This window comes from Mesorhizobium wenxiniae (assembly GCF_002284535.1).
Classification (GTDB): domain Bacteria; phylum Pseudomonadota; class Alphaproteobacteria; order Rhizobiales; family Rhizobiaceae; genus Mesorhizobium; species Mesorhizobium wenxiniae.
In genome coordinates this window covers 45008-66019 of the sequence record NZ_NPKH01000001.1, presented here as the reverse complement: position 1 = coordinate 66019, position 21012 = coordinate 45008, and the positions used below count along the sequence as shown (strand labels likewise).

Below are 21012 nucleotides of genomic sequence, written 5' to 3'. Positions count from 1 at the left end.
TGCATTCGCCGAGAGGCAAACTGATCGAGACTGACGGGTGGGCATCTATCTCCCGATCGCGGAACTTTCCGTCAACATATTCGTGCTGCTGGCCATGGGCGCGGCAGTGGGCTTCCTGTCGGGCATGTTCGGAGTGGGCGGCGGCTTCCTCATCACGCCGCTGCTGATCTTCTACAACATACCGCCGGCGATCGCGGTCGCCACCGGCGCCAACCAAGTCATCGCCTCCTCCTTCTCCGGCGCATTGTCGCATGTGAAGCGCGGCACGCTCGACTTCAAGCTCGGCGGTGTGCTTTTGGCAGGCGGCATCGTCGGCTCAACCGGCGGCATCTTTGTCTTTGGTTTCTTGCGCCGGCTCGGCCAGCTCGACCTGTTCATCTCGCTGCTCTATGTCGTGCTGCTTGGCACCGTCGGCGGGCTGATGCTGGTCGAGAGCGTCAATGCGCTGCGCGCCACCCGCAGCGGCGCGGCACCGGTGCTAAAGAAATCCGGCCAGCACAACTGGATCCACCGCTTGCCGCTGAAAATGCGGTTCAGGGCCTCGAAGCTTTTCGTCAGCGTCATCCCGGTGCTCGGCCTCGGCGCTGGCATCGGCTTCCTGTCGTCGATCATGGGCGTCGGCGGCGGTTTCATCATGGTACCGGCGCTGATCTATCTCTTGAAAGTGCCGACCAACGTCGTCATCGGCACGTCGCTATTCCAGATCATCTTCACCTCGGCCTACACGACGCTGGTCCACGCCACCACCAACCAGACAGTAGACGTTATGCTCGCCTTCCTGTTGATGGCGGGCGGCGTCGCCGGCGCGCAATACGGCGCCAAGGCCGGCCAAAGGCTGCGTGGCGAGCAGCTCAGGGCGCTGCTGGCATTGCTGGTGCTGGCGGTCGCAATCCGGCTCGCGATCGATCTGTTCGTGACGCCGCCCAACCTCTATTCCCTGTCCGGCGTGGATCCGACCTGATGGCGGGCTTGAGGGCGTTCTTGGTCGTTGCCTCGCTGTCGCTGTTGGCAGTCGCGTCACCCGGAAAAGCGCAGACGCCAGTTACCGAAAATATCCAGATCGGCCTGTCCACCGACCATGTCTCGATCACCGCCGGCTTTTCCGGCGCCGATCTCACCATCTTCGGCTCATTGGAAAATGCCGACCCGCTTGTCGCGCGCCAGGGGCGCTACGACATCATCGTCGTGCTTGAGGGTCCGGCCCGGCCGGTCGTCGTGCGCCGGAAGGACCGGGTGCTCGGCATCTGGATCAATCTGGAGTCCGAGACCTTCGAGAATGTGCCGGTGTCCTATTCGGTGGCGACGACGCGCCCGCTACAGGACGTCACCGACCCCAACAGCTACAAGCAACTGTCACTCGGCGCCGCCAACATCTACATGCAGCCGGCCGACGATGGCGACAGTCCAGCGACAATCCAGGAATTCACCGCGGCGCTGCGCGAGCGCAAAACGGCGACCGGCCTCTACAGCGAGAACGTTGGCGGCGTGCAGTTCCTGTCGCAGAACCTGTTTCGCGCCACCGTCAGGCTCGCCCCCAACGTTCCAGTCGGCACCCACAAGGCTCGTGCGTTTCTGTTCAAGAGCGGCCTGTTCATCAAGGAAAGCTCCGCCCAGCTCGAAATCCGCAAGTCCGGTTTCGAACAGTCGATCTTCCGCGTCGCCCACGATTATTCCTTCCTCTACGGCGTCTTCGCCGTGTCGCTAGCCATGCTGACAGGCTGGCTCGGAAGACTGGTCTTCCGAAAGGACTAGGCCTCTTCCGAAAGGTGGTTCCCCTTTTGGGGTTCATGGGTTAGACCGCGACCCCGGCCCGACTGGACACGAGCTGTCGCTCCCACATCAGAATACAGGACTTACGATGCGACCAGCATTCGGCGGTATCGACTTCGGCACTTCGAATTCCACCGTGGGCGTGGTCAGGAACGGGCAGCCGCGGCTGGTGGCGCTGGAAGACGGCGAAGTGACGCTGCCGAGCGCCGTATTCTTCAACTTCGAGGACAACCGCAACTATTTCGGGCGCCGCGCCATCGCCAACTATACCGACAGCATCGAAGGTCGCCTGATGCGCTCGCTGAAGAGCGTGCTCGGCAGTTCACTTGTCCATGAAAAGACGCGGATCAAGGGCCGATCGATCGCCTTTACCGAGATCATCGGTCTGTTCGTCGGCCATCTCAGGAAAAAGCTGGAGGACAATGCCGGCCATACGGTCGAGAGCGTGGTGCTCGGTCGTCCCGTGCAGTTCGTCGACGATGATGCCGAGGCCGATGCCAAGGCTGAAGGTGAACTCGAGAACGCGGCACGCGCCCAGGGCTTCAAGCATATCGCCTTTCAGTTCGAGCCGATCGCGGCGGCGCTCGATTACGAGCAGAAGGTCACGCGGGAAGAACTGGCGCTGATCGTCGACATGGGTGGCGGCACATCCGACTTCTCGATCGTGCGGGTGTCGCCGCAGCGCGCCCGCTCCCTCGATCGCAAAGACGACATTCTGGCGAGCCGAGGCATCCACATCGGCGGCACCGACTTCGACCGGCTGTTGAGCATCGCCCATGTAATGCCGCAGCTCGGCTACCTCTCGCCGACCAAGGACGGCAAGCGCAACTTGCCGGCCAGCTACTTCATCGACCTGGCGACATGGCAGCGCATCAATCTGGTCTACACCTCGAGGGCGATGACGCATCTGCGCCAGGTCCGCTACGAGGCGGAACGCGCCGACCTGGTCGACCGTTTCATCCATATCGTCGAGCATCGTTACGGGCACGCGCTGGCTGCTTTAGTTGAAAAGGCCAAGATCGCGCTGACGGAGCAACTTTCTGGTGATGTCGTAGTCGCGCTGCCCGGTGCGAAGTTCGCGGCAGAAATTTCGCGCGACGGCCTCGAAGCCACAATCGTTAGGGAGATCGAACGAGTGGCCGCGACGGTTGGTGAGACCATCCGGGACTCGCAGGTGAAACCATCCGACATCACCGCGGTGTTCCTGACCGGCGGATCAACCGCCATCCCGCTGGCAAGGCAGCAGATATTAGCCTTGTTGCCGCAGGCGTCCGTCATCCAAGGTGACATGTTCGGCTCGGTCGGGCTTGGGCTGGCGCTCGACGCGCAGCGGAAATTCGGCTGACCCGGCTTATTCCCGGACGGTTTCGTCGGCCCTCGCGCTCAGATGCACCTTGAGTGCCATCTGGGCCAGGCTTGCCTGTCGGTCACGATGCGTGATCATTGCGAAATCGCGATTCGGCAGTTCGATTGGCACGGACCGCAAGCTGCCTTCGGCAACGGCTCGTTCGACGACGAGCCTCGAAATGATGGTGGCGCCGGCGCCGGCCTCGACCGCCTGACGAACCGCCTCGTTGCTCGGCAGTACCAGGAATACCCGCAGGTCCGCGAACGAGATCCCTTCGCGGCGGGCAAGATCTTCCAGCACCTCGCGCGTGCCTGATCCGCCTTCCCTGATGATCCAGCGGAACTCCCTGATATCCGGATGCCCGCGCGAGACTTCAACGATCTCGGGATGCGAATGCGCCACGACCAGCATCAGTCGATCCACATCGACCTTGGCGCGCCGCAATATGTCGGATTCAGTGCGCCCCTCGACCAAGCCAAAATCCGCCGTACCGTCCAGGACATTGGTCTCGACCTGCCTGGTGTTGCCGATGGTCACGCTCAGCCTGACGGCGGGATAGGCCTCGTGGAAGGAGGCCAGGCGGCGCGGCAGCCAGTAGCTGGCAATAGTTTGGCTGGCGGCGATCGAAAGGCTGCCGGTGATCGTCTGGGAAACGTGCTCCAGCACATTGTGAGCGGCAGCCGCCCGTTCGAGCACGGCTTTGGCCTCAGGCAGGAACCGGTGCCCGGTCTGCGCGAGCTCGATGTTGCGGCCGACCCGGTTGAACAGCCGGACGCCGTGCTGCTGTTCGAGCGAGCGGATGGCGGCCGACGCCGCCGACTGGGAAATGCCCAGCAGCTCGGCCGCTTTGGTCATATGCCCTCGCTCGGCGACAGCAACGAAGATCCGCAATTGGTCTAGGGTCATGAGAGAATTAAGATACAAATTCGATTGAAGTTACAAGAGCAACTTGTTAGACGGATCGATTGCTTTGTTCTAAGTTTCTGAAAGAAATTGGAAAAATATCGCGGCAGGCCGCAAAGGGTAGAATGTGATCGGGCGGTTAAAATCCCTGTTTGCCCATTGGACCCGCAGCCTACGGCGCCGGCTTGCCGGCGATCGCTATCATCCGGAAGAGCACTACATGCGCGGCCCCGGGCCGAAGACGAGAGCCAAATTCACGGCTTACAAAAGCACCGGATCATGAACCACCGAACGCTGCGCGGCGCCAATTCCGCACCGTCCCAACGGCCCCTTGCCGACACACGCGCGCCCGACGAGGGCGATGGCGTCGATACTTCGCCCGATGTCTCCGACAGCATCGCCAAGACCACCTGCTACATGTGCGCCTGCCGCTGCGGCATCGACGTCCACATCAAGGACGGCAAGGTCCGCTACATCAACGGCAACAAGGACCATCCGCTCAATCGCGGCGTGCTGTGCGGCAAGGGCAGCGCCGGCATCATGCAGCACTACAGTCCGGCCCGGTTGAAGAAGCCATTGCTGCGCACAGGTCCGCGCGGCTCGGGAGAATTCCGTGAGATCGAGTGGGAGGAAGCATTTTCCATCGCGACGGAACGGCTTTCGAGGATACGCCAGACCGATCCGAAGAAACTCGCCTTCTTCACCGGGCGCGATCAGTCGCAATCCTTGACCGGCTGGTGGGCGAGCCAGTTCGGCACGCCGAATTTCGCCGCCCATGGCGGCTTCTGCTCGGTGAATATGGCGGCCGGCGGGCTCTATACCATCGGCGGCTCATTCTGGGAGTTCGGCGAACCCGACTGGGACAACACCAGATATTTAATGCTGTTCGGCGTGGCCGAAGACCATGATTCCAATCCGATCAAGATCGGTCTCGGCAAGCTCAAGGCGCGCGGCGCCAAGGTGGTCTCGATCAATCCGTGCCGCACCGGCTACAACGCGATCGCCGATGACTGGATCGGCATCCGGCCCGGCACCGACGGCCTGTTCGTGTTTGCCCTCGTCCACGAATTGCTGAAGGCCGGCCGCGTCGACCTCGATTATTTGCTGCGTTACACCAACGCCCATGTCCTCGTCATCCAGGAGTCGGGTGCGGCCGATGACGGGCTGTTCGCGCGCGACAGTGACGGCAATCCGCTGGCGTGGGACAGGGCGGCGAAAGTGCCCATCAGCGCCACCGACACTGATGCAAAACCGGCGCTGACCGGCAACTTCCAGGTCGACGGCCACCGCTGCGTGCCGGTCTTCCAGCTCATCGCCGACCGCTATCTGCAGGAGAGCTATTCTCCCGATGCGGTTGCCGAACGCTGCGGCGTTCCCGCCGACACCATCCGCCGGATCGCCGCCGAACTGGCGCATGTCGCCTTCGACCAGGCGATCGAACTGCCGGTGGCGTGGACGGACTGGGCCGGTCGCCGGCACGAGACGATCCAGGGCCGGCCAGTGTCGATGCACGCGATGCGCGGCATCTCGGCCCATTCGAACGGCTTTCACTCTTGCCGCGCCATTCATCTGCTTCAGGTGCTTCTCGGCACAGTGGACGTGCCGGGCGGCTTTCGCTTCAAGCCGCCCTATCCCCGCTCGGCGCCGCCGGAGCTGAAGCCGGCGGGCAAGGACGTCAGGCCGATGACGCCGCTGGAGGGCATGCCGCTCGGCTTCGTCTGCGGGCCGGACGATCTGCTGGTCGATGATCACGGCGCGCCCATCCGTATCGACAAGGCTTATTCCTGGGACTCGCCGCTCGCCGCGCATGGACTCATGCACACCGTCATCCGCAACGCCTGGGCCGGCGATCCCTACAAGATCGATACGCTGATGATGTACATGTCCAACATGGCCTGGAACTCGTCGATGAACACCGTCGAGACCATCGCCATGCTGACCGACAGCGACGAGGCCGGAAACTACAAGATCCCCTTCATCATCTATTCCGACGCCTATTATTCCGAGACCGTGCCGTTCGCCGATCTCGTGCTTCCCGACACCACCTATCTCGAAAGGCATGACTGCATCAGCCTGCTCGACCGGCCGATCAGCCATGCCGACGGCCCGGGCGACGCCATCCGCCATCCCGTCGTCGAGCCGGACCGCGACGTCAGGCCGTTCCAGTCGGTGCTGATCGAGCTCGGCGTGCAGCTCGGCCTGCCCGGCTTCGTCGATGATGACGGCTCGGCCAAATACCGCGACTATGCCGATTACATCGTCAATCATGAGCGCTCGCCGGGCATCGGCCCGCTCGCCGGCTGGCGCGGCAAGGACGGCGCCTCGATCGGTAAGGGCGAGGCCAATCCCGACCAGCTTCAGCGCTACATCGACAATGGCGGCTTCTGGCACCATGATTTTGCGGACGACCAGCGCTACTACAAGATGGCCAACCGCTCCTATCTCGATTTCGCCGAGAATATGGGCTTTATCCCGAAGGCCGAGCCGATCGTCTTCCAGCTCTATTCCGAGCCGATGCAGCGCTTTCGCCTCGCCGCGCGCGGCCATGGGAGGGTGCGGCCGCCGGAGGCAGAGCGCAGCCGCATCGAGACCTATATGGATCCGCTGCCGTTCTGGTATGCGCCCTTCGAGGAGGCCGCTGTCGACCTCGAGAAATACCCGCTGCACGCGCTGACGCAGCGGCCGATGCATATGTACCACTCCTGGGGTTCGCAGAACGCGTGGCTGCGGCAGATCACCAGCCAGAACCGGCTGTTCGTGCACAACCGGACCGCGGCCGGCATCGGCCTTGCCGATGAGGACTGGGTGTGGATCGAGAGCATCAACGGCAGGGTCAAGGGGCAGATCAAGCTGGTCGACGGCGTCAACCCGGATACGGTGTGGACCTGGAACGCGATCGGCAAACGGCGCGGCAGCTGGGGGCTGAAGGACGACGCCGCCGAATCGAATCGCGGCTTCCTGCTCAACCATATCATCGGAGACCAGACCTCCGCCGATGCGAACGGCAAGCGCTATTCGAATTCCGATCCGGTGACCGGCCAGGCGGCATGGTTCGACCTGCGCGTCCGCATCGTCAAATGCGCTGCTGAAGAAGCAGGCTTCACCGAGCCGCAGTTCGAGCGCTTCCGGCAGCCGCCGCGTTTCGAACCCTCGCCTGACAAGCTCAGTTTCGGGACCGAGTTCCGCCGGGAAAGAGAGGCTGCCGGACCATGACCTGCCTTCCCGCCCATACCGACAAGAAGCTCGGCCTGGTCATCGATCTCGACACCTGCGTCGGTTGCCAGGCCTGCGTCACCGCCTGCAAGGAATGGAACACCGGCGGTCACATGGCGCCGCTGACCGACATCGATCCCTATGGCGGCGATGTCGACGGGGTCTGGTTCAACCGCGTGCACAGCTATGAGCACATAACGGAGATGGGTGGGCGCACGGTCAATTTCCCACGCTCCTGCCTGCATTGCGAGACACCGGCCTGTGTCACCGTCTGCCCGACCGGCGCCTCCTACAAACGGACCTCGGACGGCATCGTGCTGGTCGACGAGGACAAGTGCATCGGCTGCAAATTATGCAGTTGGGCCTGCCCCTATGGCGCGCGAGAATTCGACACCGATGTTGGCGTGATGAAGAAATGCACGCTGTGCATCGACCGCATCTACAACGACAATCTGGCGGAAGAAGACCGCGTGCCGGCCTGCGTCGCCGCCTGCCCGACCAGCGCGCGGCATTTCGGCGATCTCGGCGACCCGGCATCTGCCGTGTCGCAGCTGGTGGCCGAGCGCGGCGGCGTCGACCTGATGCCTGAACTCGGCTATCACCCGACCAACAAATATTTGCCGCCGCGCGCCCATACCACACGCGCCGCATCGGTGCTGGCGCCGGCGCTCGAAGCGGTGCGGGCCGAGGGCGGTTTCCTCGGCTGGGTCGACCGCATGCTTTCGAACTGATCCGCACATCCATGCATCCAGCTTTCTCGGTCGTCTTTTTCACCACCGCTACGGGGACCGGTTACGGCCTGCTCGCGCTGCTCGGGGTGCTGGCCGGACCGGGGTTCGTCCCGCCTGACTTCTGGCTCGGCCTCGTCGGCATGGGGCTGGCGCTTGGACTGATCTCGGCCGGCCTGTTGTCGTCGGCCGGCCACCTCGGCCGGCCAGATCGTGCCTGGAGGGCATTCTCGCAATGGCGCAGCTCCTGGCTGTCGCGCGAAGGCGTTGCGTCGGTCGCGACCTTCGTGCCGGCGGGGCTGTTCGCCACAGGCTGGGTGGTCCTTGGCCGCACGGACGGCTGGGTGGCCGTAGCCGGGCTGCTGGCTGCGGTCGGCGCGGTCATCACCGTCTGCACCACCGGCATGATCTATCGATCGCTGAAGCCGATCGCCCAGTGGCACAGCCGCTATACCTTGCCCGGTTATCTCATTTTTTCGGCGATGAGCGGCGGCGTGCTTCTCAACGCGCTGCTGCAGGGTTTCGCCATCGGTTCGACTATTCTTCTGGCTGGTTGCATGCTGCTGACCTTGCTCGGCTGGGGCTGGAAGCTGGCAACCTGGCGATACAATGACAGACTGGAAATTGCGACAACCGCCAACACCGCGACCGGGCTTGCCGGCGGTACTGTGCGGTCGCTGGAATGGCCGCACACCGAGGAAAACTACCTGCTCAAGGAGATGGGCTTTCGCATCGCACGCAAGCACAAGGCGCGGCTGCGCCAGATCACGCAAGTGCTGGCCTTCGCTCTGCCCGTCTTGCTGCTGGTTGCCGTGTTCGCCTTGCCATGGCCCTATGCGGCGGTGCTGTCGACACTCGCCGCAATCGTCCAGTTCGCCGGCATGCTGGTCGAGCGCTGGCTGTTCTTCGCCGAAGCCAAGCACACAGTCACCCTCTACTATGGCAGGTAGAGCACCTCAGCCCGGCCTGAGCATCGCGTGGGAAATGGCGAAGATGCGCTCAGCGCCGACCATATAGGCCATCAGCGTTTCGCGGCGGAACAGCCCGGCATAGGCGCGATCGAGCACATTGAGCGAGCCGGTATAGGCGCCGAAGGCCGGCATGATCATGCGGCCGCCATCGCCGGCAAAGCAGCGGCGCCGCACCGAGCGGCCTTGCTGCACGATGCGGGCGCAAGGGTGCAGATGGCCGGCGACCTCGCCTTCCACTCTCAATGCCGAAGGTTCATGCCGGAATACGAGAGAGCCTATGGCCAGCTCGCGCACCGTCTCGCCGGGCAGGTCGGCCGGCGCGTCCGGGTCATGGTTGCCGGCGACCCAGAACCAGTCGCGGCCGGCCATCAGTCCTTCCAGCCGCTCGCGAAAGCTGGAGTGCATGCGCGCGGCGCCGCCGCCGTCATGAAAGCTGTCGCCGAGGCTGACGACGATCGCCGGCTGATAATCGGCAATCACCGCCTGCAATCGGAGCAATGTCGCGCCGGTATCGTAAGGCGGGATCAACGTACCGCGCCGTGCCAGCGACGATCCCTTTTCCAGATGCAAGTCGGACACGGCCAGAAGCCGAAGCTCGGGAAAATAAAGCCCGCCGCGCCGATCGCAGATTGCGCGCTCGCCGGCGATGCCGATACGATCGGCATCCGCGAGGGGCGCAGTCATGGCGAGCGCAAATGTCATTTCGTCCCCATGGCCTCCTCGACCAGCGTTGCCGCATCCATCAGCAGCGTATCATCGGCCTCGCCATGCACCGGCATCTTGCCGATCTCGAGCATGATCGGCACGGCGAGCGGCGAGATCTGCTCAAGGTTCTTATGCACGATTCGTCCCTGGATACGCGAGAGCATCTCGGCAAGTCTGCTGACATCCAGCAGACCGGTGGCCGCATCGGCACGCGTCGCCTGCAACAGGATATGGTCGGGCTCATGGCTGCGCAGAACGTCGTAGATGAGATCGGTCGACACGGTGACCTGACGGCCGCTCTTCTCCTGGCCCGGATGACGTTTTTCGATCAGCCCCGAGATCAGCGCGCAATTGCGGAAGGTGCGCTTCAAGAGCCAGCTGCCGGCGAGCCAGGCTTCGAGGTCATCGCCCAGCATGTCCTGGTCGAAAAGTTCGCCGAGCGAAGGTTTCTTCGCCCCGAACATCCTGCCCATATCAGCAAGCGACCATATGGCAAGTGCGTAGTCGGTGGCGACGAAGCCGAGCGGCCTGGCTCCCGCCCTGTCGAGCCGGCGTGTGAGCAGCATGCCGAGCGTCTGGTGCGCCAGCCTGCCCTCGAACGCATAGGCCACCAGATAGTGCCGGTTGCCGCGCGGAAAGGTCTCGATCAGCAGGTCGTCGCGTTTCGGCAGCACCGATTTGTCGGCCTGGAAGCGTAGCCAGTCGGCGACCTGTTCCGGCAGCTTTTTCCATCGCTGCGGGTCGTCCAGCATGATGCGGACCTGTTCGGCGAGGTAGGTCGAAAGCGGAAATTTGCCGCCGCCATAATAGGGCACCTTGGCATCGCTGCCGGGCGCATTGGACACGAAGCACTCGTTCTCGCGGATGCCTTCGAAGCGCAGCACCTTGCCGGCAAACATGAAGGTATCGCCATGCGTCAGCGTTTCAAGGAAAGCCTCCTCGATCTTGCCGAGAACCCGGCCGCCGCGCGAGGCAGAGCCTCTGCTGCCGGCCTGGACATAGCGCACGTTGAGTGCCGGAACTTCGATGATGGTGCCGACATTCAGCCGGTATTGCTGGGCAATGCGAGGATTGGACACGCGCCACAGCCCGTTCTTGTTCAGGCGGATACGGGCGTAGCGCTCATAGTTCTTCAGCGCATAGCCGCCGGTGGCGACGAAATCGATGACGCGATCGAATGTCGGCCGATCGAGGCTGGCATAGGGTGCAGCCGTTCGCACCTCCTCGAACAAGGTATCGGCAAGGAATGGCGCGCCGCAGGCGCAACCCAGAACATGCTGCGCCAGCACGTCGAGCCCGCCATTGACCAGCGGCGGCGTATCCTGGGCGCCGAGATAATTGGCGTCGAGCGCCGCCCGGCATTCCAGCACCTCGAAGCGGTTGGCCGGGATCAGGATCGCCTTGGACGGCTCGTCCATACGGTGGTTGGCGCGGCCGATACGCTGCGCCAGCCTGCTTGCCCCCTTCGGCGCGCCGACATGCACGACCAGGTCGACGTCACCCCAGTCTATACCGAGGTCGAGCGTCGAAGTGGCGACGATTGCGCGCAAGGCATTCTCGCCCATCGCTTTCTCGACGCGCCGGCGCTGGGCGACATCGAGCGAGCCGTGATGCAACGCGATCGGCAACGTGTCCTCATTGACCCGCCACAATTCCTGGAACAGCAGCTCGGCCTGACTGCGTGTGTTGACGAACAGCAGGGTCGTCTTGTGTCGCTTGATCTCGCTGTAGATCTCCGGTGTCGCGTAGCGGGCCGAATGTCCAGCCCACGGCACGCGCTCCTCCGAATCGAGAATGGAGATCTCCGGCTTGGCGCCGCCGGTGACGACAATAAGTTCGGCAAGGCCGCCCGGTGGATTCTGGCTGACCAGCCAGCGCCGCAGTTCGTCCGGCTCGGCGACCGTCGCCGACAGGCCGATCGTCTGCAAGCCGGGAACAAAGGATCGCAGCCGGGCCAGCCCGAGCGACAGGAGATGCCCGCGCTTCGACGTCACCAAAGAATGCAGTTCGTCGAGGACGACGTAGTGCAGATCCTCGAAGAAGCGCCTGGCGTCGGGCGCGGCAATCAGCAGCGCCAGTTGCTCGGGCGTGGTCAGGAGAATGTCGGGCGGCGCCAGCTTCTGCCGCTGACGCTTATGCGCGGGCGTGTCGCCGGTGCGCGTCTCGATGGTGACAGGCAGCCCGATCTCTTCGACCGGCTTGCCGAGATTGCGCCCGATGTCGACGGCCAGGGCCTTCAGCGGCGAGATGTAGAGCGTGTGGATGCCGCGACGCGCCTGCCCCGGCTTTTTCTTTGGCCGCTTGGCCAGCTCGGTTAGTGAAGGCAGAAACCCGGCCAGCGTCTTGCCGGCGCCGGTCGGTGCGATCAGCAGCACCGACTGCCCGGCTTGGGCGGTCGCCAGCAAGTCGATCTGATGGGCGCGCGGCGACCAGCCCTTTTGCGCGAACCATTTGAGGAATGGCTGGGGCAAGTGCACGGCGGCATTCTGTTCGGCGAGGCGCGGCTGCTCTGTCACGCGCCAGAGGTAGCGCGGCGGCGCGCAATCGCCAAGAAGAATGGGAACAAAAGGTGATCGAGCGCTCTTTTCCTTCCCTTGTGGGAGAAGGTGGATTGCCGCAAAGCGGCGAGACCGGGATGAGGGTGCTGGAAGAATGATGCGTTGGCGCTGCGTCCCCTCATCCGTCGCCTTCGGCGACACCTTCTCCCACAAGCGGGAGAAGGGAAGGTTTGTCCCTACGGCCGCCGAAACCCCGTCGGGCCGCCATAGAGATAGCCGATGCGGGCGACGGCTTCCTTGAACCCTTCACGCGAGACCAGCATGGTGTGGCCATTGGCGTGGATCATGGTCTCTGGGTCAATCATGATCGCAACGTGGCCTTTCCAGAATACCAGATCGCCGCGCTGCAGTCCGGCAAAGTCCGGACCCGGTTCGAGCGTCTCACCGATGGTCGTCGCCTGCATGTCGGAATCGCGCAGCACTTGCCTGCCGGCCATGTGCATCGCCAGTTGCACGAGGCCGGAGCAATCGATGCCGAAGCCGGAGGCGCCGCCCCACAGATAGGGTGTGCCGAGAAACATCTCGGCAACCGCGACATAGTCGGGGGCAGCCTCGGCGACAGGCCTGATATGGCCTGATATGACCGCCTCGCCTGACGGCAGCAGCGCATAATGCGTGCCGCGTGTTTCAGCCGCGCCCGTCACCGTTACCGCCGATCCCATCGAGAGTTGCCCGCTCGGCGGAAACCGCAAATCCGGTCCGGGATAAAGGAAGGTGCGCGGCACCGAGACGACATGGGTGGGCGCTTGGCTCCGCGCGCCCAGCACAGTGTCGGCGACATAGCCGACATAGCCGTCGCGCTCGGCCTGGATCCAGGCCCAGCCTTCCGCATCCTCGAAGACGAGGACGTCGTCGCCGAACAGAAGCTGGGTGTTGACGCCGGCATCCGGCCGCGGCTCGTTGCGGATATCGGCCACTGCCGCTGAAATCCGGGCTGGCCGCCCGGCGACGAAGCGATCGGCGGCGACCTCGCCTTTCAGCCTGGCATCGGCGAGATCGGAACGGAAGGCGTGAAGGCGGGCATCCCTGGCGGTCAAATCGGCAACTCGTTCAGAAGGACAGTTCGGTCAAATGGGCAATTCCTGGGCCTTGGCGATGATAACATCGCCGAAGCGCTCGACAAAGAGAGCACCTTCGACGGTGCGCTTGACCAACACGTTGCGCTTGTCGAGTTCGTCGCGATGGCGCGAAACCAGCTTCAGTGCGCCCATCGTGTCGAGCGCGCGGGTGATCACCGGCTTGGTAACATTTAGCCGGGCGGCGAGCCCGCGCACCGTGTGCGGCGGCGGGTCGAGATAGATCGTAAACAGGATTGCCGTCTGGCGCATGGTAAGGTCGGGCATATCGTCGCGCACCTGGGACAGCATCACCTGCTGCCACAGTCGCAAGGCCTGGCTCGGGCGCATGGAAATCGACATCCGACCAGAATGACGGCAAATTGTTTCGGTTCCGTTTCAGTCTTGAGACCTTCCTGTAGGACCGGAACCGTCAGGCGTGGCGTTTCGAGATAACCCTTTCCAGCGCTCGGATGCCTTGCGCCTCGCCGCCGGCGAGACCATACGGACGATCGGATGGGTTCCAGGCGAAGATGTCGAAATGCGCCCAGGCGGCGGTCTTCTCGACGAAGCGCTTGAGGAACAGCGCTGCGGTGATCGAGCCGGCGAATCCGTCTGACGTGACGTTGTTGATGTCGGCGATCTTCGACGACAGCTTTGCGTCATAGGGCTTCCACAACGGCATGCGCCATAGCGGATCCTCGACCGCGGCGGACGCAGTCGCCAGTTCGGACGCCAGCGCTTCATCGCCGGTGTAGAAAGGCGGCAGGTCGGGGCCGAGCGCGACGCGAGCAGCCCCCGTCAAGGTCGCCATGTCGATCAGCAGTTGCGGCTCGTCGTCGTCGGCCAGCGCCAACGCATCCGCCAGCACCAGCCGTCCCTCGGCATCGGTGTTGCCGATCTCGACGGTGGTGCCCTTGCGGCTCACCAGCACGTCGCCAGGCCGGAAGGCGTTGCCGGCAATCGAATTCTCGACGGCGGGGATCAGCACACGCAGCCGGATCTTCAGCCCGGCGGCCATGATCATTGAGGCGAGCCCCAGGACGTTGGCGGCGCCACCCATATCCTTCTTCATCAAGAGCATGCCCGAGGACGGCTTGATGTCGAGACCACCGGTGTCGAAGCAGACGCCCTTGCCGACCAGCGTCACCTTCGGGGCGTTCTTCGGCCCCCAAATCATGTCAATCAGACGCGGCGCGCCGACCGATGCGCGGCCGACCGCATGGATCATCGGGAAATTCTTCTTGAGCAGCTCGTCGCCCTTGGTCACCGACATTTCGGCCTTGTGCCTCCCGGCCAGCGTCCGAACCGCCTTCTCCAGCTCGTCCGGTCCCATGTCGCTGGTCGGCGTGTTGACCAGATCGCGTGTCAGGAAGACGCCATCGGCGATGCGGCGAACACGCGCCGCGTCGGCGCCGGACGGCAGCGAAAAACGCAGCGCCTTGCCGGGCTTTTTGCCGTAGCGGGTGAAGACATAGCCGCCGAGCGCCAGTGCGATGGACGCCAGTTCCGGTTCGGCGGGTGCCGAGGCGAAATGCCAGTCGCCTTCGGGCAAGGCTCTCGCCAGCCCGCCGATGGCAAGCGCGCCTTCGCCATCGCCCGTGCCGAACAGTGCTCCGGCAAGCGCGCCGTTTTCGCCGGGTATGAGCAGCGTCCTGCCGGCCTCACCGGAAAAGCCGTTGGCCTTGGCCCAGGCGAGCGTGGACGAGGCAAAATCCGCTGCATCCAGCCTATCCTTCGCCACCAGGTGAACCGGCAGCGCGGTCTTCAGTTTTCTCCCGATGAGTTCGACTGGCATTCGATGGTCTCCGGCTTCCGAGTCGGCGCTTTTTAACTGTCCGTTAGGGTTAACAGAATATTTCTGCGGGAGGGAAGATGGCCACGGAACGGCCACGTTTACGAATGGAGGCCCTGGTGCAGATGCCGACCAACCGCATGACGAACGCCACGGGGAAGCGGCTGATAACCACGGCGTTCATAATAGCGCTCGCTGCAAGCGTTGCAGGCTGCGGGACCAGCAAGCTGACGACCGGCTCGATCGGACGCACCAGCGGAAAGCCACTGGAAACCATGTCGGCCGGCGAGTTGCACAAGGCGACGATCGCGCTCGGTCAGTCCTACGCCAAGAACCCCAACGACAAGCGGATCGCGACGAATTATGCCGCGGCGCTGCAAATGGATGGCGACGTCGACCAATCGCTCGCGGTGATGCGCAAACTGGCGATCGCCCTGCCGAAGGACCGCGACGTGCTCGCCGCCTATGGCAAGGCACTGGCCGCCAACGGGCAGTTCGAGCCGGCGCTCGACGCGGTGCGCCGCGCGCAGACACCGGAATATCCCGACTGGAAGCTGGTATCGGCGGAAGCCGCGATTCTCGACCAGCTTGGCCAGAGAGATGAGGCGCGCCAGAATTACCGCAAGGCGCTTGACCTCAAGCCGAACGAACCTTCAATCCTTTCAAATCTCGGCATGTCCTATGTGCTGGAAGGTGATCTGCGTACTGCCGAAACCTATATGCGCTCGGCCGCCCAGCAGCCGAACGCCGACAGCCGCGTCCGCCAGAACCTGGCGTTGGTCGTCGGCCTGCAGGGCCGCTTCGACGAAGCCGAGAAGATCGCCTCCCAGGAGCTTTCGGCCGAACAGGCGCAGGCGAACGTGACTTACCTTCGCCAGATGCTCGCCCAGCAGAACGCCTGGAGCCAGCTCAAGGACCAAGACAAGGCAAAGCCTGCCACCAATTGACCACGCTGGCTTTGCTCAAACCTGCCAGTTCCCTCAGCTCATCGACATGCTTGAAATACAAAGCCGCGTTGCATCAGCACCGCGGCTTTCGCATGTGTTGTCGCCTGGCGAGGCTATTGGCTGCTCGACGTCGGCTGGTCGCCGAAGATGCCGCGCTGGCTCACCTGGATGCCGGCGGGGCCTAGAATGATGGCAAACAGCACCGGCAGGAAGAACAGTATCATCGGCACGGTGAGCTTCGGCGGCAAAGCCGCGGCTTTCTTCTCGGCGGCGTTCATGCGCATGTCGCGGCTTTCGCCGGCAAGCACGCGCAGCGCATGCGCCACCGGCGTGCCGTAGCGCTCGGCCTGCACCAGCGCCTGTGACACCGACTTGACCGACTCCAGGCCGGTGCGGCTTGCAAGGTTTTCGTAAGCCTGCTTGCGTTCCTGCAAGTAGGAAAGCTCGGCATTGGTCAGGATGAACTCTTCGGCAAGTGCCACCGATTGCGCGCCGATCTCGTCCGCGACCTTACGAAACGCCGCCTCCACGGACATGCCGGATTCGACGCAGATCAGCATCAGATCGAGTGCGTCCGGCCACGCCATCTGGATCGACTGCTTGCGTTTGGTGGCGCGGTTGTTGACATAGAGCACCGGCGCGTAAAAACCCGCATAGGCGACGACGATACAGACGAACAATTTGATGAGAGGCGGCTGCTCCGGCAACCCCCCGAGCACGAACAGATACATCGCGGCCAGCGCAAAGCCGACAAAGGGCAGGACCAGACGGAAGAAAAGAAACCGCGTCAGCGGATTCTGCCCGCGAAAGCCCGCCACCTTGAGTTTCTGCAAGGTGCCTTCATCGGCCAGGGCGCGCCTCAGGTCCAGCCGGTCGACAATGTTGCGCATGCCGATCGACTGTTCCTCGCGCAGGCCCTTGCGGCGGCGATCGGCCTCGATCGCAAGCCGCGCACGCTGCTTGGCGCGCAATTCGTCGCGCTCCAGCGCCACGGATTTCATGCGCGCCTTGAGCTGGTTTCCGCCAAAGGCAGGCAGCAGCGTAAAGACGGTCGCAAACACCGCGATGCCAACCAGCAAGGCAATCAGAAATGCCGGATCGGTAAGGGTTTTGACGACGTTCTCAGTCATGCGCTCGAAATCCTAAACTTCGAAGTTCATCATCTTGCGCATCACCAGGATGCCGATCCCCATCCAGACCGCCGAGCAGCCGAGGATCAGATTGCCGGCGTTGGTGGTAAACAGAGGCATGATGTAGTTCGGGCTTGTCAGGTATACGAGAAAGGCGACGACGAAAGGCAACGCGCCGATGATCACGGCGGACGCCTTCGCTTCCATGGACAGCGCCTGGACCTTGGCCTTCATTTTCTTGCGGTCGCGAAGCACGCGCGAAAGATTGCCCAGTGCCTCGGAAAGATTGCCGCCGGCCTGCGACTGGATCTGGATGACGATGCCGAAGAAGCTCGCTTCCGTGCACGGCATTGTCTCAGCCATGCGCATGCTGGCGTCGGGGATCGACAGGCCCATCTGCTGCGAATCGACGATGCGGCGGAACTCGGTCTTGACCGGTTCAGGGGATTCGTTGGCGATCAGGCGGACGGCGTCGTTCAGCGGCAGACCGGATTTGACCGCACGCACGATGATGTCGAGCGCGTTCGGAAATTCGTTGAGGAACGCCTTGACCCGGCGGGCGCGGCAAAACGAGACGAACCAGCGTGGCAGGCCGAGAGCACCGACCAGCAGCGCACCCGGCAAGACAAACAACGGCGCGCCGATGAAATAGGCAAGAAACGTCAGGGCGACGCCACAAACCGCCGAGTAGAGATAGAAGCGCTCAAGTGAGAACTTCATGCCCGCCTGACGGATCTGAGCCTTCAGTGGCGGCTTTTTGACGATGCTCTGGTTGGTTTTTTGCTTCTGTTCGAGATCCTTCAGCGAATCCTGGACCGATTTTCGCCGCTTGGCCGCTTCCGCCATGCGATCGCGCGAGGCCTTGACGACGGCACCATCCGTCTCGGCGCTCTTGATCGTTTCAAGCCGCCTGCCGACTTGCTTCTCGGTGCTGATCCGATTGAACAGAAAAGCATAGGCGACCGCGCCGGCGCTGAAGCCGGCGAGCACGATGAATGCCAATACGGTGCCGTCAATTCCGAACATCGATTCCGGCCCCTACGCTTCCAGGCACATCAGTCAGCGCGTTTCTCCATCGCCTCGAGCGCATTGGCGAGGCGCTGTTCCTCGCCATAATAGCGGGCGCGCTCCCAGAAGTGCGGTCGACCGATACCTGTCGACACGTGCTCACCCAGCAGCCTGCCGTTCGCGTCTTCGCCCTTTATGTTGTAGAGGACGATGTCCTGCGTGATGATGACGTCGCCCTCCATTCCAATCACCTCGGTGATGTGGGTGATGCGACGTGATCCGTCGCGCAGGCGTGCAGCCTGGATGATCACGTCCACCGAACCAACCACGATCTCACGCACGGTTTTCTGCGGCAGCGTGTAGCCGCCCATAGCGATCATCGATTCGATACGGTTCAGGCATTCGCGCGGGCTGTTCGAGTGGATCGTGCCCATCGAGCCGTCATGGCCGGTGTTCATCGCCTGCAGAAGATCGAACACTTCAGGTCCGCGCACTTCGCCGACGATGATGCGCTCGGGCCGCATGCGCAGGCAGTTCTTGACCAGGTCGCGCATCGTCACCTCGCCCTCGCCCTCGAGGTTGGGCGGGCGGGTTTCCAGACGCACGACATGCGGCTGCTGCAGTTGCAGCTCGGCCGAGTCCTCGCAGGTGATGACGCGCTCCTCGCGGTCGATATAGTTGGTCAGGCAGTTGAGCAGCGTCGTCTTGCCCGAGCCGGTGCCGCCTGAAATGACGATGTTGCAGCGGACGCGGCCGATAATCTTGAGAATCTCGGCGCCGTGCGGCGAAATGGCGCCGAATTTGACCAGCTGATCGAGCGTCAGCTTGTCCTTCTTGAACTTGCGGATGGTGAGCGCTGTGCCGTCGATGGCGAGCGGCGGCGCGATGACGTTGACGCGGGAACCATCGGGAAGACGCGCGTCGCAGATCGGGCTCGATTCATCGACGCGGCGGCCAACCTGGCTGACGATGCGCTGACAGATGTTGAGGAGCTGCTGGTTGTCGCGGAAACGAATGCCGGTCTGCTCGACCTTGCCGTTGACCTCGATGTAGACGTTCTTGGAACCGTTGACCATGATGTCGGCGATGTCGTCGCGAGCGAGCAATGGCTCCAGCGGCCCGTAACCCAGCACGTCATTGCAGATGTCCTCGAGCAGTTCTTCCTGCTCGGCAATCGACATCGCGAAATTCTTGATCGCGATGATGTCGTTGACGATGTCGCGGATTTCCTCGCGTGCGCTTTCGGAATCGAGCTTGGCGAGCTGCGACAGGTCGATGGTGTCGATGAGCGCGGCAAAGACCTGGCTCTTGGTGTCGTAGTAGGTTTCGCTCTTTTGGCGCTGAACCTTTTTCGGCTCCGGCGCCAATGGCGGCGCCTCGACCGCACGGCGCACGGGCGGCGGCGCGGCAGACGAGCCAAGCGACGGCGGCGGTGCGGGCTTGGCAAGAACCGCCGTTTCCGCAGGGTTTGCCGCCGGCGCGGCAGGCGCAGGTGCCGGCTGACGGAATTCCGGGGTGAACCGGCTGCCGTCGTCGCTGCCTCTTTTACCAAACATGATCGATTACCAATTCCGCTCCGGAAGCATCACTTCTTGCTGCGCGAGAGCTTGCCAAGGAAATTGCCGAGGCCCGCTTTCTTTCTTGCCTTGATTTCGCTGCGCCCGGTCAGCACATGCGCAATCTCGTTGACCGTGCCGACAACCGGGTTCTTGGCATCCATTTCGCCGAGCATGCGCCCGTTGTTGGCGGCGTTTCCGAACAGCAGCGGTTCGAAAGCAATGACCGACATCGGCGACAGGCCGAGCGAATCGGCGAAGTCGGATGACGAAATCTCCGGACGCTTTGGCACGCCGGCCTGATTGATGATCAGCTTCGGCGGGGGATCGTTCGGGCGAAGCCGTTTGAACATGTCGACCAGATTCTTGGTGTTGCGCAGATTGGCCAGCTCCGGCGTCGCCGTGATCACGATCTCGTCGGCCTTGACCAGTATGTTCTTGGTCCATCCCGTCCAGACGTGCGGAACATCGAGCACCAGAAGCGGCACGCTGCGCTGCGCCGTGTCGATAAGCTGCGTGAAAGCGTCGGGATCGAAATCATAGACCCGCTCGAGCGTTGAAGGCGCTGCAAGCAGCGACAGATGCTGGGCGCACTGGGCAAGCAGCCGATCAAGATAGACCTCGTCGAGGCGCTCCGGTGAGAAAACGGCTTCGGCAATGCCTTGCGCGGGGTCCTGATCGAAATTGATGTTGGCCGTTCCGAAAGCGAGGTCGAGATCGGCGACAACCACTTCGGACTTGAACAGCGACGACATCGCCCAAGCCACATTGTGGGCAATGGTCGAGGAGCCGACGCCACCCTTGGCGCCGATGAAGGCGATCGAGCGGCCGATCGGCTCGGCTTCCGGATCAACGAAAATCGTCGATATCACGCTGACGATATCGGCCATCGACACCGGCGCGATGACATATTCGGAAATGCCGGAGCGGATGAGCTCGCGATAAAGCCCGACGTCATTGTAGTGGCCGATGACCACGACCTTCGAGGTCGGATCGCAATATTCCGAGAGCTGCGTGAGCTGCTCGAGCAATTGCGTCGGCTCGCTGCGCGATTCCAGCAGGATCAGGTTCGGTGTCGGCGCCGATTGGTAGAATTCGATGGCGGTGGCGATGCCGCCCATATGGACCTTCAGATGGGCCTTCGCCATGCGACGATCCTCGCCGGCGCGCTCGACCGGGTTGGCAACGCCCTCGGTCTCGCAAAATGCCTGAATCGAAATGCGCGGAATCGGCCGCAACGCCTGCATGGCGGCGATGTCCTGCTGCGAGGTTTCGCCGCCATCTACAGGAGTGTCGTAGGCAAGATTGCTCATCGTCATTTCTTT

The 21012-nt window shown here is 63.0% G+C and carries 17 protein-coding genes; 7 read left to right on the top strand and 10 right to left on the bottom strand.

Annotation, left to right across the window (positions count from 1 at the left end):
* The first annotated feature begins 37 nt into the window (after positions 1-37).
* The 3 genes from CIT31_RS00300 (at position 38) to CIT31_RS00290 (ending at position 3115) form a co-directional block, all read left to right on the top strand.
* Positions 38-961 carry a sulfite exporter TauE/SafE family protein gene (locus CIT31_RS00300; RefSeq protein WP_029356872.1) on the top strand — a complete coding sequence of 308 codons (924 nt, stop codon included), beginning with the start codon at positions 38-40 and terminating at the stop codon, positions 959-961.
* Positions 961-1752, top strand: a complete 792-nt coding sequence (locus tag CIT31_RS00295; RefSeq protein WP_095517040.1) for a TIGR02186 family protein — start codon at positions 961-963, stop codon at positions 1750-1752. Before CIT31_RS00300 ends, CIT31_RS00295 begins: the two co-directional genes overlap by 1 nt.
* 106 nt (positions 1753-1858) lie before the next feature.
* Complete coding sequence (locus tag CIT31_RS00290) at positions 1859-3115, top strand: Hsp70 family protein (RefSeq protein ID WP_095517039.1); 1257 nt, start codon at positions 1859-1861, stop codon at positions 3113-3115.
* Positions 3116-3121: 6 nt separating this feature from the next.
* Here the strand turns inward: CIT31_RS00290 and CIT31_RS00285 are convergent, their stop codons facing one another.
* A complete protein-coding gene (locus CIT31_RS00285; RefSeq protein WP_095517038.1) occupies positions 3122-4024 on the bottom strand; it encodes a LysR substrate-binding domain-containing protein in 903 nt (300 codons plus the stop codon).
* Positions 4025-4300: 276 nt separating this feature from the next.
* Between CIT31_RS00285 and CIT31_RS00280 the strand changes: the two genes are divergently transcribed.
* The 3 genes from CIT31_RS00280 to CIT31_RS00270 are packed head-to-tail and all read left to right on the top strand — an operon-like array spanning position 4301 to position 8912.
* Positions 4301-7234, top strand: coding sequence for a molybdopterin oxidoreductase family protein (locus CIT31_RS00280; protein WP_095517037.1), 2934 nt, complete (start codon positions 4301-4303; stop codon positions 7232-7234).
* Positions 7231-7965: a 4Fe-4S dicluster domain-containing protein gene (locus CIT31_RS00275; RefSeq protein WP_095517036.1), complete on the top strand. Its 735-nt coding sequence runs from the start codon at positions 7231-7233 to the stop codon at positions 7963-7965. The genes CIT31_RS00280 and CIT31_RS00275 overlap by 4 nt, the downstream gene beginning before the upstream one ends.
* 11 nt (positions 7966-7976) lie before the next feature.
* Positions 7977-8912, top strand: coding sequence for a dimethyl sulfoxide reductase anchor subunit family protein (locus tag CIT31_RS00270; RefSeq protein ID WP_095517035.1), 936 nt, complete (start codon positions 7977-7979; stop codon positions 8910-8912).
* Positions 8913-8918: 6 nt separating this feature from the next.
* Here CIT31_RS00270 and pdeM read toward each other — a convergent pair whose 3' ends face one another.
* The 5 genes from pdeM to CIT31_RS00245 all read right to left on the bottom strand — a co-directional run bounded on the left by pdeM (position 8919) and on the right by CIT31_RS00245 (position 15049).
* Positions 8919-9635, bottom strand: coding sequence for a ligase-associated DNA damage response endonuclease PdeM (gene pdeM, locus CIT31_RS00265; protein ID WP_095517034.1), 717 nt, complete (start codon positions 9633-9635; stop codon positions 8919-8921).
* Entirely contained in the window at positions 9632-12154 is a 2523-nt protein-coding gene (locus tag CIT31_RS00260) for a ligase-associated DNA damage response DEXH box helicase (RefSeq protein ID WP_095517033.1), read from the bottom strand. Before CIT31_RS00260 ends, pdeM begins: the two co-directional genes overlap by 4 nt.
* A gap of 218 nt (positions 12155-12372) precedes the next feature.
* The gene (locus CIT31_RS00255; RefSeq protein ID WP_095517032.1) at positions 12373-13233 is read right to left on the bottom strand and encodes a C40 family peptidase; all 861 of its coding nucleotides are present in this window, start codon (positions 13231-13233) and stop codon (positions 12373-12375) included.
* Between the two features lie 30 nt (positions 13234-13263).
* On the bottom strand, positions 13264-13614 hold the full coding sequence (locus CIT31_RS00250) for a MarR family winged helix-turn-helix transcriptional regulator (RefSeq protein ID WP_065005864.1): 351 nt from the start codon (positions 13612-13614) through the stop codon (positions 13264-13266).
* Between the two features lie 70 nt (positions 13615-13684).
* The gene (locus CIT31_RS00245) at positions 13685-15049 is read right to left on the bottom strand and encodes a leucyl aminopeptidase family protein (RefSeq protein WP_095517031.1); all 1365 of its coding nucleotides are present in this window, start codon (positions 15047-15049) and stop codon (positions 13685-13687) included.
* Positions 15050-15171: 122 nt separating this feature from the next.
* Here CIT31_RS00245 and CIT31_RS00240 point away from each other — a divergent pair, with 122 nt between their 5' ends.
* Positions 15172-15993 (top strand): tetratricopeptide repeat protein, encoded by an 822-nt coding sequence (locus CIT31_RS00240; protein WP_095517160.1) that lies wholly within the window; start codon positions 15172-15174, stop codon positions 15991-15993.
* 113 nt (positions 15994-16106) lie between these two features.
* Here CIT31_RS00240 and CIT31_RS00235 read toward each other — a convergent pair whose 3' ends face one another.
* The 4 genes from CIT31_RS00235 to CIT31_RS00220 are packed head-to-tail and all read right to left on the bottom strand — an operon-like array spanning position 16107 to position 21000.
* Positions 16107-17123, bottom strand: coding sequence for a type II secretion system F family protein (locus CIT31_RS00235; RefSeq protein WP_065005866.1), 1017 nt, complete (start codon positions 17121-17123; stop codon positions 16107-16109).
* A gap of 12 nt (positions 17124-17135) precedes the next feature.
* Positions 17136-18149: a type II secretion system F family protein gene (locus tag CIT31_RS00230; RefSeq protein ID WP_095517030.1), complete on the bottom strand. Its 1014-nt coding sequence runs from the start codon at positions 18147-18149 to the stop codon at positions 17136-17138.
* A 29-nt stretch (positions 18150-18178) separates the two neighbouring features.
* Positions 18179-19687: a TadA family conjugal transfer-associated ATPase gene (locus CIT31_RS00225; protein WP_095517029.1), complete on the bottom strand. Its 1509-nt coding sequence runs from the start codon at positions 19685-19687 to the stop codon at positions 18179-18181.
* 29 nt (positions 19688-19716) lie between these two features.
* Positions 19717-21000 carry a CpaE/TadZ family protein gene (locus CIT31_RS00220; RefSeq protein WP_029356896.1) on the bottom strand — a complete coding sequence of 428 codons (1284 nt, stop codon included), beginning with the start codon at positions 20998-21000 and terminating at the stop codon, positions 19717-19719.
* Positions 21001-21012: the final 12 nt, after the last annotated feature.

Excerpts from the sequence above, each read along its gene's own strand:
- CIT31_RS00295 (WP_095517040.1), top strand. The coding sequence starts at position 961 with ATGGCGGGCTTGAGGGCGTTCTTGGTCGTTGCCTCGCTGTCGCTGTTG.
- CIT31_RS00290 (WP_095517039.1), top strand. The coding sequence starts at position 1,859 with ATGCGACCAGCATTCGGCGGTATCGACTTCGGCACTTCGAATTCCACC.
- CIT31_RS00285 (WP_095517038.1), bottom strand. The coding sequence starts at position 4,024 with ATGACCCTAGACCAATTGCGGATCTTCGTTGCTGTCGCCGAGCGAGGG.
- CIT31_RS00280 (WP_095517037.1), top strand. The coding sequence starts at position 4,301 with ATGAACCACCGAACGCTGCGCGGCGCCAATTCCGCACCGTCCCAACGG.
- CIT31_RS00275 (WP_095517036.1), top strand. The coding sequence starts at position 7,231 with ATGACCTGCCTTCCCGCCCATACCGACAAGAAGCTCGGCCTGGTCATC.
- CIT31_RS00270 (WP_095517035.1), top strand. The coding sequence starts at position 7,977 with ATGCATCCAGCTTTCTCGGTCGTCTTTTTCACCACCGCTACGGGGACC.
- pdeM (WP_095517034.1), bottom strand. The coding sequence starts at position 9,635 with ATGACATTTGCGCTCGCCATGACTGCGCCCCTCGCGGATGCCGATCGT.
- CIT31_RS00250 (WP_065005864.1), bottom strand. The coding sequence starts at position 13,614 with ATGTCGATTTCCATGCGCCCGAGCCAGGCCTTGCGACTGTGGCAGCAG.
- CIT31_RS00245 (WP_095517031.1), bottom strand. The coding sequence starts at position 15,049 with ATGCCAGTCGAACTCATCGGGAGAAAACTGAAGACCGCGCTGCCGGTT.
- CIT31_RS00240 (WP_095517160.1), top strand. The coding sequence starts at position 15,172 with ATGCCGACCAACCGCATGACGAACGCCACGGGGAAGCGGCTGATAACC.
- CIT31_RS00235 (WP_065005866.1), bottom strand. The coding sequence starts at position 17,123 with ATGACTGAGAACGTCGTCAAAACCCTTACCGATCCGGCATTTCTGATT.
- CIT31_RS00230 (WP_095517030.1), bottom strand. The coding sequence starts at position 18,149 with ATGTTCGGAATTGACGGCACCGTATTGGCATTCATCGTGCTCGCCGGC.
- CIT31_RS00225 (WP_095517029.1), bottom strand. The coding sequence starts at position 19,687 with ATGTTTGGTAAAAGAGGCAGCGACGACGGCAGCCGGTTCACCCCGGAA.
- CIT31_RS00220 (WP_029356896.1), bottom strand. The coding sequence starts at position 21,000 with ATGAGCAATCTTGCCTACGACACTCCTGTAGATGGCGGCGAAACCTCG.